This window comes from Klebsiella sp. 141153 (assembly GCF_032601995.1).
Classification (GTDB): domain Bacteria; phylum Pseudomonadota; class Gammaproteobacteria; order Enterobacterales; family Enterobacteriaceae; genus Klebsiella; species Klebsiella aerogenes.
The window spans coordinates 1-15730 of record NZ_JAQIRJ010000003.1; the positions used below are offsets into that span (position 1 = coordinate 1).

The 15730-nt window shown below is 56.4% G+C and carries 14 protein-coding genes and 1 pseudogene; 12 read left to right on the forward strand and 3 right to left on the reverse strand.

What is annotated here, in order from left to right:
* Positions 1–385: 385 nt before the first annotated feature.
* Positions 386–727 carry a nitrous oxide-stimulated promoter family protein gene (locus PGS10_RS05875; protein ID WP_063416281.1) on the reverse strand — a complete coding sequence of 114 codons (342 nt, stop codon included), beginning with the start codon at positions 725–727 and terminating at the stop codon, positions 386–388.
* Positions 728–787: 60 nt separating this feature from the next.
* Entirely contained in the window at positions 788–1675 is an 888-nt protein-coding gene (locus PGS10_RS05880; RefSeq protein ID WP_045395366.1) for a LysR family transcriptional regulator, read from the reverse strand.
* Between the two features lie 182 nt (positions 1676–1857).
* Here PGS10_RS05880 and PGS10_RS05885 point away from each other — a divergent pair, with 182 nt between their 5' ends.
* The gene (locus PGS10_RS05885; protein WP_316422567.1) at positions 1858–2799 is read left to right on the forward strand and encodes an AEC family transporter; all 942 of its coding nucleotides are present in this window, start codon (positions 1858–1860) and stop codon (positions 2797–2799) included.
* A 35-nt stretch (positions 2800–2834) separates the two neighbouring features.
* Positions 2835–4544, forward strand: a complete 1710-nt coding sequence (locus PGS10_RS05890; RefSeq protein ID WP_316422568.1) for a thiamine pyrophosphate-requiring protein — start codon at positions 2835–2837, stop codon at positions 4542–4544.
* Between the two features lie 15 nt (positions 4545–4559).
* Here the strand turns inward: PGS10_RS05890 and PGS10_RS05895 are convergent, their stop codons facing one another.
* Positions 4560–4853: a SelT/SelW/SelH family protein gene (locus tag PGS10_RS05895; RefSeq protein WP_015370009.1), complete on the reverse strand. Its 294-nt coding sequence runs from the start codon at positions 4851–4853 to the stop codon at positions 4560–4562.
* A 199-nt stretch (positions 4854–5052) separates the two neighbouring features.
* On the opposite strand from PGS10_RS05895, the gene PGS10_RS05900 reads away from it, so the two are divergent.
* The 10 genes and pseudogenes from PGS10_RS05900 (at position 5053) to mutS (ending at position 15677) form a co-directional block, all read left to right on the forward strand.
* On the forward strand, positions 5053–7404 hold the full coding sequence (locus PGS10_RS05900; protein ID WP_045388911.1) for a TonB-dependent receptor domain-containing protein: 2352 nt from the start codon (positions 5053–5055) through the stop codon (positions 7402–7404).
* A 73-nt stretch (positions 7405–7477) separates the two neighbouring features.
* Complete coding sequence (locus PGS10_RS05905) at positions 7478–8509, forward strand: hemin-degrading factor (RefSeq protein ID WP_315711304.1); 1032 nt, start codon at positions 7478–7480, stop codon at positions 8507–8509.
* Positions 8506–9324, forward strand: a complete 819-nt coding sequence (locus PGS10_RS05910; RefSeq protein WP_063416289.1) for a heme/hemin ABC transporter substrate-binding protein — start codon at positions 8506–8508, stop codon at positions 9322–9324. Before PGS10_RS05905 ends, PGS10_RS05910 begins: the two co-directional genes overlap by 4 nt.
* Positions 9324–10319 (forward strand): FecCD family ABC transporter permease, encoded by a 996-nt coding sequence (locus PGS10_RS05915; protein ID WP_047044300.1) that lies wholly within the window; start codon positions 9324–9326, stop codon positions 10317–10319. The genes PGS10_RS05910 and PGS10_RS05915 overlap by 1 nt, the downstream gene beginning before the upstream one ends.
* A complete protein-coding gene (locus PGS10_RS05920) occupies positions 10312–11091 on the forward strand; it encodes a heme ABC transporter ATP-binding protein (RefSeq protein ID WP_047078990.1) in 780 nt (259 codons plus the stop codon). The genes PGS10_RS05915 and PGS10_RS05920 overlap by 8 nt, the downstream gene beginning before the upstream one ends.
* 355 nt (positions 11092–11446) lie before the next feature.
* Complete coding sequence (locus PGS10_RS05925; protein ID WP_047044296.1) at positions 11447–11929, forward strand: Hcp family type VI secretion system effector; 483 nt, start codon at positions 11447–11449, stop codon at positions 11927–11929.
* An 11-nt stretch (positions 11930–11940) separates the two neighbouring features.
* The gene (locus PGS10_RS05930; RefSeq protein WP_072056492.1) at positions 11941–12390 is read left to right on the forward strand and encodes an STM2901 family protein; all 450 of its coding nucleotides are present in this window, start codon (positions 11941–11943) and stop codon (positions 12388–12390) included.
* Complete coding sequence (locus PGS10_RS05935) at positions 12375–12722, forward strand: DUF1493 family protein (protein ID WP_088389772.1); 348 nt, start codon at positions 12375–12377, stop codon at positions 12720–12722. Before PGS10_RS05930 ends, PGS10_RS05935 begins: the two co-directional genes overlap by 16 nt.
* A 105-nt stretch (positions 12723–12827) precedes the next feature.
* A pseudogene (gene hmuV / locus PGS10_RS05940) lies at positions 12828–12935 on the forward strand (heme ABC transporter ATP-binding protein); the annotation flags it as partial.
* Positions 12936–13115: 180 nt separating this feature from the next.
* Positions 13116–15677: a DNA mismatch repair protein MutS gene (mutS, locus tag PGS10_RS05945; protein ID WP_289578216.1), complete on the forward strand. Its 2562-nt coding sequence runs from the start codon at positions 13116–13118 to the stop codon at positions 15675–15677.
* Positions 15678–15730: the final 53 nt, after the last annotated feature.

Genomic DNA, 15730 nt, shown 5'->3' on the forward strand with positions numbered 1-15730 from the left:
ATCTCAAAACCCCCGGTGGCGCTGCCGCTTACCGGGGCTACAGCGCTGTGCGATTTGGTAGCCCGGAGAAGGCGCAACGCGCCGCGTCCGGGAAATCCCCTTAAAAAAGTTGCCAACCGATAACAGTATCTACGGTCCGTGCGGCCTGCCTTTAATTTATTCACCATGCTGGCTGAAACTGCCGGTGTTGGCGATCTCAAAACCCCCGGTGGCGCTGACGCTTACCGGGGCTACAGCGCTGTGCGATTTGGTAGCCCGGAGAAGGCGCAACGCGCCGCGTCCGGGAAAACCCCTTAAAAAAGTTGCCAACCGATAACAGTATCTACGCTCCTTCAACCGCGATCCCCGGTAGCGGTGAAGCGCAGCGCAAGCCGGGGAAAGGCCGCTATTTTTTCGGCCGGTATTTTTCCGGCAGCTCCGGCACCGGCCGCCTGTCGTCAATCAGGTGACGAATGGTCAGAATCGGATGCCGCCAGAGCATCCGCGGCCCGGCCCAGCGCATGATCTGCTTCATCTCTTCCCGCTTCGCCGGTTGATAGCAGTGTACCGGACACTGTTTACAGGCCGGCTTCTCTTCGCCAAATACGCACTTATCCAGGCGCTTGTCGGCGTAGGTATTGAGCGCCTGGTAATGTTCATCCTCGTCACGGGCGTCCGGGCAGCGGCGTTGATACAGCCGAATCATACAGCTGATAGTCTTTTTTTCACGTTCGATGCGCTTACCCATGCCACAGCCTCAAGCCAATAAGATGCATGCATTATACACCTTTGTATCTATCAGGGCATCTCACTGCTTCAGATGCTGAATTAGCTGCAGCGCGGCTCCGGATAACACGCCAAAATGGCTCCAGGCATAGAAATCTCTGACAAACACGCTGCCTTCCGCTTCCAGCGGGCGCAACAATCCAAGCTTCTCTTCCAGTCGATAGACGGGGGCGGGCATTGACGTTAAAAGATCGCTCTCAGCGATAAAGGATTTTATCGCTGCGGATGAAGCGCACTCGATAATCGGAACCGGACAGGGCAGCTGATGCGAGCGAAAAATATCTTCGAGGATAAGCATCGGCGTGCTTAACGGCGGCGGCATGATCCACGGATAGTCGAGCATCGCCGCAAGCGACAGGCGCTTGTCTTTTTGCAGCGGATGGTCTGGCCTTGAAATGATACAAATACGGTCCTGCCAGTTAATTTTTCCGCGAACCACGATTTTATCGTCGTGGGGCAAGGGCCCGCAAAGGGCGATATCTATTTCATGCATCAGCAGCAGTTTAAATAACTCTGAGTCAATGCGGTCGAAGATTTTGATATGTATCCGGGGATGGCTTTTATGAAAGGCGGCTAATTTATCAATAAAGTGGCTGGTTAACAGGCTGGATACGCAGCCGATTCTCAAAATCCCCTTGCCCGCTCCGCGGATCAGCGCCATCTCCTCTCTGGCCTTGTTCTCCGTGTTCAACATTGTCATGGCATAGGGTAAAAACGCGCTGCCATACTCGCTTAACGCCATTCCATGCTTGTGCCGTTCAAATAAGGTGGCATTCAGATCCTCTTCCAGGGACAGCAACAATCGGCTGAGTCCGGATTGCGTAATCCCCATTTTCTCCGCTGCCAGGGTCATATTCCCTTCGCTGGCGACGGTCAGAAAGGCTTGTATCTGTTTAATTTTCATAGCCATGACAATTACTCATTGAACGGATTGTTTTTACATTTCCCCCTCGCTTCTTTTTGCGTCAAAAATGCAGTAATCAAGGAAAATCAATATTGCAACAGCGGCGAATTTCCAGGGGGGAATCATTCTCAACATTTATAGTTCAACACTCTGTCTCTAACAATAATTTATAATGAGAATACATCACTATGACACAGAACAAAATTCTATTAATTCTTGGCGCTATATTACCCGTTATCATTACCGTTCTCATTGGCTATATCAGCGGTAAACGTAAAGACTTCAATTGGCAACAGGCTGGTGATATTAATAAAATTGTAATGCTGTATGCTTTACCACTGAGTATTTTCAGTAATATGGTCATGACGCCGCGGCATATCGTGATGAGCATGGGCCCTGTCGCCATCGCCATTATCCTTGCGCTAATTCTGAGTTTTGTTATTCCTTTAGTTATTGCCCGTTATATCGGCAAACGCTCCCTGGCGCTCAGTACTTTACAGGCTCTGGCCATCGGCTCGCCGGCCGTTCCCTTCATTGGCACCTCGGTACTGGCTTTTTTATTCGGCACCGTCAGCGCCTCATTAATTACTGTTTCCAGTATTACGCAAAATGTCTTCCAGCTTCCGCTGGTGATGATTCTGATGTCCGTTGCAACGGGGGATAAAAGCCAGAATATCTCTTTTACCACGCGGGTGATCAACGCCATCAAGCAGCCGGTGGTATGGTCGCCGGTTGTCGCGCTGATATTAGTATTAATGGATATTCATATTCCTGAAACCGTATCAATGTCGCTAGGGCTGCTGGGTAAGGCCTCCGGCGGACTGGCGCTGTTTGCCGCAGGCATCGTGCTTTATACTCGCAGCATTGTCATCACCTCAGCCACCATTATTACCGTCATCGCTCGTAATATTCTGGTGCCCGGCGCCTGCTACCTCATTTTGTTAAAAATGGGTTTCAGCATGGAGCAAATAAAACAAGTGGTATTAACGATGGCGATTCCTGTGGGTTCGATCGCCATTATTATCGCCATGCAATATAAGTCCGGCGAGCAAGAAATGGCCTCGACCATGGCGCTAAGTATTATTACTTCCATCATTACGATGGGCGCATTTATTTTCCTGACCTTTTAATCACGGCGATAACATCGCGTTAATCCGGAGAGAATATGACTTCTATCACTGTATCGGCCGCTGAATTATTACTGCACCGGCTTCAGGCCCTCGACGTGGCCTATATTTTTATTAATTCGGGTACCGATTATCCCCCGGTTATTGAAGCGTGGGCCAAAATGCGCGCCACGGGACAACAGGTACCGGAGCTGGTGATATGTCCCCACGAGAACGCCGCCATCGGCATGGCCCACGGCTATTATCTCGGGAGCGGGAAAGTGCAGGCCGTCATGGTTCACACCAACGTAGGCCTGGCCAATGCCGCCTGCGGCGTCATCAATCTGGCCAACAGCAATATTCCGGTGCTGATTTTTGGCGGACGCACGCCGATTAGCGAGCATTCACACTTTGGTTGTCGCAACACGCCGATTGGCTACGGCCAGGAGATGCGCGATCAGGCGGCGCTCATTCGTGAGTCGGTGAAATGGGACTTCGAATTACGCATTGCCGATCAGGTCGGCGAGCATGTTGACAGAGCATGGGCGATAGCCCGTTCATTGCCAAAGGGGCCGGTGTATTTGAGCCTGCCCCGCGAGCCGCTATGCGAAACGTTCACCATCGATGAACAAGCGCTTTATGCCTCCCCCACCCAGCAGCCGGTCCGCTATGCGCCAACGCGGGCGGATATTGCCAGCGCCGCCGATGCGATAGCCAATGCCAGACAGCCGGTCATCTTCGCCCAGCGCGGCGCAAGAACGTCTGGTGGCTTTGCGCGGCTCAATACCCTGGTTAAGGAGTGGGCTATTCCGGTGGTGGAATATTGGGGTACTGAAGTCACCCTTAGCAGCGACAATCCTATGCTGGCCGGCAGCGATCCCAAAGGCTGGCTTTCCGCCGCCGACGTCATCATCATTATCGACTCACAGGCCCCGTGGATCATCGAAGAAAGCCGCTGCAACGAAAGCTGTAAGGTGATCCAGATCGGCCCCGATCCGCTTTTTTCCCGCTACCCCGTCCGCGGCTATCGCGCCGATATCAATCTGGCCGGAGAAACCGACGAGGTATTCGAACTTTTACAAGAGGCGCTCCAGCCGCTTGTGGCGGCGAAGCAACAGCAGGTGGCTGAACGTGAAAAGCATGTGCTTAGCCTGATACAACACGCGAAGGACCAACGTGAAGCCCTCCTCCACGCCGGCCAAAAAGGAGCGATTGGCAAACCCTGGCTGAGCTATTGCCTGGGTCAGCTTGCCAACCAACATCAGGGGAAGATCGTCTCCGAACTGACAACAATGCCGCAGTTTGCCGGCCTGATTCAGGCGGACAGTTATTACCAGGAAGCGCTGGCGGGCGGTCTGGGTGAAGCGTTGCCCATCGCCTTAGGGCTGCAGCTCGCCCGGCGGGGTGAGCTTATCATCGCCGCCGTGGGCGACGGCTCCTATCTCTTTGCCAATCCGGCGGTGTGCCACCACATCGCGGAAGTGATGAAGCTTCCCGTACTGGTGGTGGTTGGCAACAATGGCGGCTGGGGAGCGGTAGCGGGCGGCACCAAAGCGCTCTATCCCGACGGCTATGCCGCCAAAATGGAAGCTATTCCGGCCACCGCGTTTTCGTCGTCGCCAGATTTCGCCGCCCTCGCCGCCTCCAGCCGCGCGGCTGCGCTGACGGTTTCGTTGGCGGAAGATCTCCCCGGGGTACTGGAAGAGGCAGTCGCTATTATTCGCACTCGCCGACAAAGCGTACTGGTCAACGTTGAACTAGGACGTTAATCACAGCCAGCCGTTTTAGACCTGCTTCCCGGCATTATCCACGTGCCCCAGCGCTTTTTCCGGGAAGCAGACGTCCCTCACCCGCCGTTTCAGCTCGGCAGCGTCCGGGAAACCGCCGTCCCGTTTGCGCTCCCAGATGAGCGCCTCATCGACGCTCACCGTAAAAATGCCGCCGGTACCGGGCACCAGCGTGACCGAAGCGATATCGGTACTAAAGGTATGCAGCAGCTCCTGGGCCATCCAGCTGGCGCGCAGCATCCAGTTGCATTGGGAACAGTAGTGAATGGTAATCATCGCTTTATGGCTCATGTTGGCTTGCTCCCCTCCGCACGAATGTAAACAAAATTCAGAATAGATGATTATTTTGTTGCAAACGATAATACCTATCATTACCATTCGCAATTACTAAATCAGGAATACCACTGTCCGCCAGGGAAAACACGGACCAACCTGCACTCTGGAAGTAACGCGTGAGCCGATACTAATAATCATCAAGGCGTGGCTACAAATGTACAAATCGACTCAATCAGCAGCATGGTGTAAGAAAAGCCTGCTGGCGACTTCTCTGCTCGCAGCAATCGCGCAGAATGCCGCTATCGCGGCCGTGACCCAGGATAACACGACGGATAGCGCGGAACAGATGGTGGTGACCGCCCCGGCCCCACAGCTGAAAGCCGGCAACGAGCACTCGGTGAGCGCGCAGGAACTGCAGGACAAAGGCGCCAACGACTTCGGCTCAATCATGCGTTATGAACCCCTCATCAGCGCCACCGGCGCCAGCGGCGGTTCCGGCAACGGTAAAAGCGGTTTCGATCGCGGCGGCTATACCGGCTACAACATCCGCGGCCTCGAAAGCAACCGCGTCGGCATCGATGTTGACGGCATTGCCCAGCCAAACGCCACCGGCCGCGGCTACGTTGGCCGTTCCGGCCTCAACACCTTTGGCATTGGCCGCGATTATATCGACCCCTATATGTACGGCAGCGTGGATATTCAGTCGGGCGCCACCTCAACCGAGACCGCTAACAGCTCAATCGGCGGCAACGTCTCCTTCCGCCCGAAATCGGCGGATGACTATCTGCGCCCGGGCAAAACCAGCGCCTTTGGCTATCAGAGCGGCTACGACTCTTCCGACCGCAGCTGGCATAACGGCGTCACCGTCGCCGGCGGCGATGAAACGCTGCGCGGCATTTTCGTCTACAGCCGCCGCGATGGCCAGGAAACCGAGAACAACAGCGGCAGCGTCGACGCTTACCCGGCAAACTGGCACTCTGACGCGTTTATGGCCTCCGGCATCTGGCAGCCGAACGATGAACATAAGTTCACCAGCACCTTCGACTACTATCACAAGACCAACCACAGCCACTTCGATTCGTGGGACTCCAGCGGTAACAGCGTGATCGGCACCGCCAACCAAACCAACCAGACGCGGCGCTGGGGGCTGAGCCTGAAAGACGACTGGACGCCGATGAACGATTACATCGACAGCGTCTCGACCAAGGTTTACTACCAGCATACCGAAGCTCACGACTGGACCTGGATGCCAGATAGCGTCACCCGCAAAATGCAGACGGTCAATTCCGACTACGATACCGATACCTGGGGCCTGCAGACCGCGCTCGCGAAAAGCATCGGCCGCCACGACCTGAGCGCCGGTTTTAACGCCAGCACGACCAAAACCCAGCGGCCATTCAGCCAGTCGCCGATCCCCAGCGTCTACAGCGAAATTATGCAGCCGGAAGCGGACAGCCGTAGCTACACTCTCGGCGGTTACGTGCAGGATCAGATCAACTTCGATCTCGATAGCCACAACTTCGCGATTATTCCCGGCGTACGCGTGACGCATCAGTCCACTAAACCGGAAGATCTGTCCGATCTTAGCGCCAACAGCAGCGTGCTCACCGAATCGTCGGTGGCGAATCTGTATGGTAAAAACAGCGACACCCAGGTGCTGCCGTCACTGACGTTCCAGTACGACATTACGCCGCGGCTGATGACCTATCTGCAGTACCAGCGCGGCGCGCAGTTCCCGAATGCCAGCCAGCTGTATGGTTCGTGGAACCTGGGCTCCAGCTATGCCGGCAGCCAGCAGTACGCGTTAATTGGCAACAACGATCTGAAAACCGAGACCAGCGACAATATCGAATGGGGTATCAAGGGCGAAGTCACCGAAGGCATCACCGTACGTACCGCGCTGTTCTACAACAGCTATAAGAACTTTATCGCCTATACGCGTTATTCGCGCGCCAACAATCCGGGCAAATTCACTAACGTCCCGTCGAACATTTACACCATTTATCAAGCGGAAAACCGCGATAAAGCCTATATCTACGGCGGCGAGATCAGCACTAAATTTAACTTCGGCACCTGGTTTGAGCAGGTGGATGGCCTGAGCGCCACCCTCGCCTGGGGCTATAGCGAAGGGAAATCGAAATCCAGCTACTACGGCGATAAATACGTCGACCTCGACAGCGTCGCGCCGATGAAAGCGATCGTCGGCGTGGCGTGGGACGATCCGGCTAAGCGCTACGGTACGGCGCTGACCGCCACCTTTGTTAAGGGCAAACAGGCCACCGCCACCAGCCGCGAGAGCTACAACAACACCGGCTCCGCCATCGCCGATTCCAGCACCGAATATATGCGCGTGCCGGGCTACGGCATGCTGGACTGGACCGCTTACTGGCAGGTGGCGAAGAACGTTCGTCTCAACGGCGGGGTTTACAACATTACCGACCGTAAATACTGGGATTACCTGAGCAGCCGCAACATCGAGACCAGTACTAATCAGGATGCCAACGATAAAGCGCTGGCTGTGATGCCCGGAAGGACCTGGCAACTGGGCGTGAATATCGATTTCTGATCGCCCGAATAATAACAAACCTGCACCCCGGCCCGCGGGCCGGGGATATTCATCGTAGAGAAGGATGTGGATTATGCAAAACGCACACGACGACCTGTGGCAGCGCTACCAGGCCACCAAAGCCCGCTCCACCGCCAAATATGCCCGCGACATCGCCGCAGAGATGGGAATTAGCGAAGCCGAATTAACCGCCGCACGCGTTGGTCACGATGCCGTGCGTCTGCACGACGACGTACGGGCGATTATCGCCGCCCTGGAGAGCGTCGGCGAAACCAAATGCATCTGCCGCAACGAATACGCGGTACACGAGCAGGTCGGCGAATTTACCCATCAACACCTGAGCGGTCACGCCGGGCTGGTGCTCAATCCCCGCGCCCTCGACCTGCGCCTGTTCCTCAGCCAGTGGTCGAGCGTGTTCCACCTCAACGATAACGGCCGCCAGAGCATCCAGTTCTTCGACCCGCACGGCGACGCCCTGCTTAAGGTCTATGCCACCGGGCAAACCGATATGGCGGCATGGCAAACGCTGGTAGACAAATTCAGCGAGACGGCGCCCGGCGCGCTGACGATTCGCCCGGCCGACCGCGTGAAGTACGCCGACGCCGCCGACGCCGCGGCGCTGGAAAACGAGTGGCGCGCGATGACCGATGTGCACCAGTTCTTCGGTCTGCTGCGTAAACACAATCTTTCCCGTCAGCAGGCCTTCCGCCTGGTGAGCGACGATCTGGCCTGCCGCATTGACAATAACGCCCTGCCGGGACTGCTGGAAACGGTGCGCCAGGACGGCAATGAAATCATGATCTTCGTCGGCAACCGCGGCTGCGTGCAGATCTTCACCGGCGCGCTGGAAAAGCTGGCGCCGATGCGCGGCTGGATCAACATCTTCAACAGCGCCTTCACCCTACATCTGCGCGAAGACAGCGTGGATGAAATCTGGGTCACCCGTAAACCGACCTCCGATGGTCACGTCACCAGCGTCGAACTGTTTGCCAAAGACGGTACGCAAATCGCCCAGCTGTACGGCCAGCGCAGCGAAGGTCACCCGGAGCAAGAACAGTGGCGCACGCAGGTGGCGCGTCTGTGCGCGGAAGGGCAGCCGGCATGAAACGTTGGGGAATACTGCTTGCCGCACTGCCGCTGTTCGCCAGCGCGGCCACCGAACGGGTGATTTCCCTCGGCGGCGACGTTACCGAAATTGTCTACGCGCTGAACGCTGGGCAGCAGCTGGTGGCGAAGGACAGCACCAGCACCTGGCCTGCCGCCGCGCAAAAGCTACCGGACGTCGGTTATCTACGGCAATTAAGCGCCGAGGGGATCCTCTCCTTACGCCCGCAGCTGGTACTGGCCAGCGCGCAGGCGCAGCCGTCGCTGGTGCTGCAGAAAGTGCAGGACAATAAGGTGACGGTCGTCAACGTGCCGGGCGGCGATAACCTTGCCGCTATCGATAACAAAATCGCCGTTATCGCCGAAGCGTTAGGTAAGACTCCGGCTGGCGACGTGCTGCGCCAGCAGGTCCGGCAGCAGATAGTCGCCCTTCCCACACGCCCTATCGCCAAACGGGTACTGTTTATCCTCAGCCACGGCGGGATGAATACCATGGTGGCCGGGCAGCACACCGCCGCCGATGGCGCGATTCGCGCCGCCGGGCTGCAAAATGCGATGCAGGGTTTTGACCATTATCGCGCGATGTCGCAGGAAGGGGTGGCCGCAAGCCAGGCGGATCTGGTGGTGATTTCCGCCGATGGCCTCAAAGGGATGGGCGGCGAAAGCGGGCTATGGAAATTGCCCGGTCTGGCGCAAACGCCGGCAGGCCGCCATAAACAGCTACTGGCGATCGACGATATGGCCCTGCTCGGCTTCGGCCCGCGTACGCCGCAGGCGATCCTCGAACTGCGGCAAAAAGCGGAGCAGTCACCCTGATGCGCCCTGCCATCGTTCGCCATCTGCTGTTGATGACGCTGCTGCTGGTCGTATTGACGCTCTACGCGACCACCCTCGGCGCAATGCAATTGCCATTGATCAACCTGCTACCCTCCGGCGATGAAATCCTGCGCCATATCTGGCTGACGATCCGTCTGCCGCGAGTGCTGCTGGCGCTGCTGGTCGGCGCCGCGCTGGCCCTGTCCGGCTGCGTGATGCAGGGGCTGTTTCGCAACCCGCTCGCCGATCCAGGTCTGCTGGGTATCAGCAGCGGCGCGGCGCTGGCGGTGGCCTGCTGGCTGGTGCTGCCGCTCAGCGTGCCGGCGCTGTTAGCCCTGTATATGCCGATGCTGGCGGCGTTTATCGGCAGCCTGGCGGTGATGGTGGTGATTTTTATCCTCAGCCGCGCAGGCGACGGTTCGCTGTCGCGGCTGCTGCTGGTGGGGATCGCCATCAACGCCTTATGCGGGGCGCTGGTCGGCGTGCTGGCGTGGCTAAGCAACGATGCTCAGCTACGCCAGCTGTCGCTGTGGGGGATGGGTAGCCTGGGCCAGGCCGAATGGCCGACGCTGTTGGTGGCGGCCAGCTTGATTATTCCGGCGTCAATAGCGGTGTGGCGGATGGCAACACGACTTAATCTGCTGCAACTCGGCGATGAAGAGGCGCACTATCTCGGCGTTAACGTGCGGGCGCTGCAGCGGCTGCTGTTGCTATGCAGCGCGGTACTGGTCGCCGCGGCGGTAGCGATAAGCGGCGTCATCGGCTTTATCGGCCTGGTGGTGCCGCATCTGATGCGAATGTGGCTGGGGGCGGACCACCGGGGTCTCATCCCCGGCTCGCTGCTGGCGGGCGCGATTCTGCTGCTGATTGCCGATACCCTGGCACGCACCGTCGCCGCGCCGGCGGAGATGCCAGTGGGGCTGCTAACCAGCCTGTTGGGCGCGCCGTGGTTCCTGTGGCTGATATTTCGTCGGGAGAAACCAATCCATGGATAAAGACTATCGGGCGCAAGGTCTGTCGCTGCGGCTCGGCCAACGACAGGTGATTGACCAGGTTTCGCTGACGCTGCGCGGCGGCGAGATGACCGCGCTGATCGGCCCGAACGGCGCGGGCAAATCCACCCTGCTGCGGCTGCTAACCGGCTTCCTTACCCCGGACAGCGGCGAGCGCATAATGGACGGCAAAACGCTGGAGCGCTGGTCGCCGCAGGCGCTCTCGCGCCGCCGGGCGGTGATGTTGCAGCGCACTCCACTCCAGGCCGACTGGACGGTGGAAACGGTTATCGCCATGGGGCGCTCGCCGTGGGAAGCGACCGCCAGTCCGCAGACTCTGCGCGATATTATGGCGGAAACCGGCTGCGATCATTTGCGCGGCAGGCGCTATCCGTCGCTTTCCGGCGGCGAGCAGCAGCGGGTACAGCTGGCCCGCTGCCTCGCCCAACTGTGGCAAAACGGCGCGCCGCAGGGCTGGCTGTTTCTGGATGAACCCACCTCGGCGCTGGATCTCTATTACCAGCAACATCTGTTACGCCTGCTCAAGCGTCTGACAGCTTCCGGCCAGCTGCATGTCTGCGTGGTGCTGCACGATCTCAACCTCGCAGCCCTGTGGGCCGACCAGATTCTGCTTCTACACCAGGGACAGGTGGTCGCGCAGGGCACGCCGCATCAGGTTATCCAGCAGGAAATCATTAGCCGCTGGTACGGCGCGGACGTGCGCCTCGGCCAGCACCCGGAAAAAGCGATTCCGCAGGTTTATCTGGCGCCCTGAACGTCACGCGCGGCCAGCTTAGCGAGGGCCGCGCGTCTGAGAAGTGGAATCAGGATCGCTGCGTCCACTTCGTCACTTTCCCTCAAATGCCTATCTCCGTTATCATGTCTTCCTCATGCGATAACGACGACAATAACAAAATCGCACTCCATTAAAAATCAGGGACCTGGATAACACCCTATAAGCACAATCGACAATTTAGACGCCCATACCCCCATGATGCAGCAGTACCATTTTTCAGTGATTAAATTGTTGAAACTGAGGAACAAAAAAACCACACATTGGTTATTTACTCACCTTCACTCAATAGATAAACTATTTACAGGGATTTATAAAAACATAAGGAAATAAGGACATGGCTATTCCCGGTAATATGTGGCTCTATGACGATGGCGGAGCACTAATCAAAGGTGGCTGTGATGTTGCAGACAGGGAGTTCAGTATAGAGTTTAAAGGGTTTCACCATAATCTCTCCATTCCCACTGATAATTCCACTGGCAAACCTACTGGCACTCGTCAGCATTCTCCAATGATCATCGTTAAAGAATTCGACTATTCCAGCCCATACCTATACAAAGCAGTTGCTACTGGTCAAAACCTGAAATCTGCCGAAATTAAATGGTACAAAATCAACGATTCTGGTCAGGAAGTGGAATACTTCAATATGCTACTTGAAGGAGTTCGAATCGTATCAATCTCCCCTACGATGGCTTCCCCAGAGGACAAGAACAACAACCATCTTGAATCTGTGGAGCTAAGATACGAGAAAATCACCTGGAAACATTGTGATGGAAACATAATTTTCACAGATGCCTGGAATGAACGACAAACAGCCTAACAGGTGATTGAATGGATACGACAGAAGAACTAAACGGAACCTACTTCTACCACGGACAATCGAACCTGTCAGCAGGTGAACTATTTGATGTGATTTTCCTTGAGCAATTTTGTGATGAACTTGGAATTGGCATTGAATCAGGTGCTGCTATCCTCGCTGGGCAACCGTGGTTAAAAACCAGAACGAAACCGGGAGAAGCAATCAAAGGGACAAGTGTTATTTCCAGGTATGGGAGAATGCTTTTACGAAATGCACGAACTCCTTTTGGTATTAGAGTTCCAACACCAGTTGGTGTAAGAATGCGAAAAACAAATAATCTTGCCGCAGTCATAGCACGATATGTTCCGTGGTTAGGCTGGGTTGGTCTTGTGAATTCAATTTACCAAGTATCAAGGAAAACTCAGGCCAAATACAACCTCATAGCACGCCCTAAAGATCGTATACAATGGACATCCTTTTGATGGATACAATTCAACAAGAGGTATTAGCACTTTTCCGTGAAGAGATCCCCGGATATTTAGACAGCAATTGGAAAGAAATCCCTTTAGAACTTGATTCTGATTTATTTGAAGCTCCCGGTGATGACCTGCATGAAGCTTTGAATAAATTTGAAAAAAAATTTAATATAGATTTATCAGAAATTAAATGGTCGTATTATTTCCCTTGGGAAAATACTCCACTGCTAACACGGTGGTTTAAATTAAAACGGGAAGATGTAGAACGAAATCGCAAACCTTTAACAATCAGAATGTTTTCGGAATCAGCGAAAGCTGGAAAGTGGCTTTATGACTGATATAAATATAACATATTAATCAGAGGTGGATATGTAAGCATCCCAGCTTCAGTTCCATGCACTTTTTGAGTGTTCCGGTTTTTCAGCCATCAGCCGGTACTCTTCCCGCATCAGGTTATCCAGCAGGAAATCATTAGCCGCTGGTACGGCGCGGATGTGCGCCTCGGCCAGCACCCGGAAAAAGCGATTCCGCAGGTTTATCTGGCGCCCTGAACGTCACGCGCGGTCAGCTTAGCGATGGCCGCGCGTTCGAGAAGTGGAATCAGGATCGCTGCGTCCACTTCGTCACTTTCCCTCAAATGCCTATCTCCGTTATCATGTCTTCCTCATGCGATAACGACGACAATAATAAAATCGCACTCCATTAAAAATCAGGGACCTGGATAACACCCTATGAGCACAATCGACAATTTAGACGCCCATACCCCCATGATGCAGCAGTACCTGAAGCTGAAGGCTCAGCATCCGGAGATCCTGCTGTTTTACCGGATGGGCGACTTTTACGAGCTGTTTTATGACGACGCCAAACGCGCCTCGCAGCTGCTCGATATCTCGCTGACCAAACGCGGCGCTTCCGCGGGCGAACCGATTCCCATGGCCGGCATCCCCCACCACGCGGTGGAAAACTATCTCGCGAAACTGGTAAACCAGGGCGAGTCGGTTGCGATTTGCGAACAGATTGGCGATCCGGCCACCACCAAAGGGCCGGTAGAACGCAAAGTGGTACGCATCGTTACGCCGGGCACCATCAGCGATGAAGCGCTGCTGCAGGAGCGCCAGGATAACCTGCTGGCCGCCATCTGGCAGGACAGTAAAGGCTTCGGCTACGCGACGCTGGATATCAGCTCCGGTCGCTTTCGCCTGAGCGAACCGGCCGACCGCGAGACCATGGCGGCGGAACTACAACGTACCAATCCGGCGGAACTGCTGTATGCGGAAGATTTTGCCGAATCTTCCCTGATTGAAGGCCGCCGCGGCCTGCGCCGTCGCCCGCTATGGGAGTTCGAAATCGACACCGCACGCCAGCAACTCAACCTGCAGTTCGGCACCCGCGATCTGGTGGGCTTCGGCGTCGAAAACGCCCCGCGCGGGCTGTGCGCCGCCGGCTGCCTGTTACAGTACGTCAAAGATACCCAGCGCACCTCGCTGCCGCACATCCGCTCCATCACCATGGAACGCCAGCAGGACAGCATCATTATGGATGCCGCCACCCGTCGCAATCTGGAGATCACCCAGAATCTCGCCGGCGGCGTTGATAACACCCTTGCCTCGGTACTCGACTGCACGGTCACGCCGATGGGCAGCCGCATGCTCAAACGCTGGCTGCATATGCCGGTACGCGATACCGCGGTGCTGGTTGAACGCCAACAAACGATTGGCGCCTTACAGGAACGCTATACCGAGCTGCAGCCGGTACTGCGTCAGGTCGGCGACCTTGAGCGTATTCTGGCGCGTCTGGCGCTGCGTACCGCCCGCCCGCGCGATTTAGCCCGTATGCGTCATGCCTTCCAGCAGCTGCCGCTGCTGCGCGAGCTGCTGGCCGACGTTGACTGTCAGCCGGTGCAACAGCTGCGCGAGAAAATGGGCGAGTTCGCCGAGCTACGCGAATTGCTGGAACGCGCGATCATCGACGCGCCGCCGGTACTGGTGCGTGACGGCGGCGTTATCGCTCCGGGTTATAATGAAGAGCTGGATGAGTGGCGGGCGCTGGCCGATGGCGCGACCGATTATCTCGACAAACTGGAAATCCGCGAACGCGAGCGCCTGGGCCTTGATACCCTGAAGGTCGGCTACAATGCCGTTCACGGTTACTACATCCAGATCAGCCGCGGCCAGAGCCAGCATGCGCCGATCCACTACGTGCGCCGCCAGACGCTGAAAAACGCCGAGCGCTACATTATTCCGGAACTCAAGGAATACGAAGATAAGGTACTGACGTCTAAAGGCAAGGCGCTGGCGCTGGAAAAACAGCTCTATGACGACCTGTTCGAAAAACTGCTGCCGCATCTGGCCGACTTACAAACCAGCGCCAGCGCGCTGGCCGAGCTGGACGTACTGGTGAACCTCGCGGAACGCGCGGAAACCCTGAACTACTGCTGCCCGACCTTTATCGATAAACCCGGTATTCGCATTACCGAAGGCCGTCACCCGGTGGTGGAGCAGGTACTGAAAGAGCCATTTATCGCCAACCCGCTGCAGCTGGCGCCGCAGCGCCGCATGCTGATCATCACCGGGCCCAACATGGGCGGTAAAAGTACCTATATGCGCCAGACCGCGCTGATTGCGCTGCTGGCCTATATCGGCAGCTACGTACCGGCGCAGAAGGTAGAAATTGGCCCTATCGACCGCATCTTTACCCGCGTCGGCGCGGCGGATGACCTGGCGAGCGGCCGTTCCACCTTCATGGTGGAGATGACCGAAACCGCCAATATTCTGCACAACGCCACCGAACACAGCCTGGTGCTGATGGACGAGATTGGTCGCGGCACGTCCACCTACGATGGTCTGTCGCTGGCGTGGGCCTGCGCGGAGAATCTGGCGAATAAGATCAAAGCGTTGACCCTGTTCGCCACCCACTACTTCGAGCTCACCCAGTTGCCGGAGAAAATGGAAGGCGTGGCTAACGTGCACCTCGATGCCCTGGAGCACGGCGATACCATCGCCTTTATGCACAGCGTGCAGGACGGCGCGGCCAGCAAGAGCTATGGCCTGGCGGTCGCCGCGCTGGCGGGAGTGCCGAAAGAGGTGATCAAACGCGCGCGGCAGAAACTGCGCGAGCTGGAGAGCATTTCGCCAAATGCCGCAGCCACGCAGGTTGATGGTACGCAGATGTCGCTGCTCTCCGCGCCGGAAGAGACCTCACCGGCGCTGGAAGCGCTGGATAATCTTGACCCGGATTCACTGAGCCCGCGTCAGGCGCTGGAGTGGATCTACCGCCTGAAAAGCCTGGTGTAGCTCCATTAATGTGAATTCTTGATTTAAGCTTCCATAATTGTGCTAAATATAAA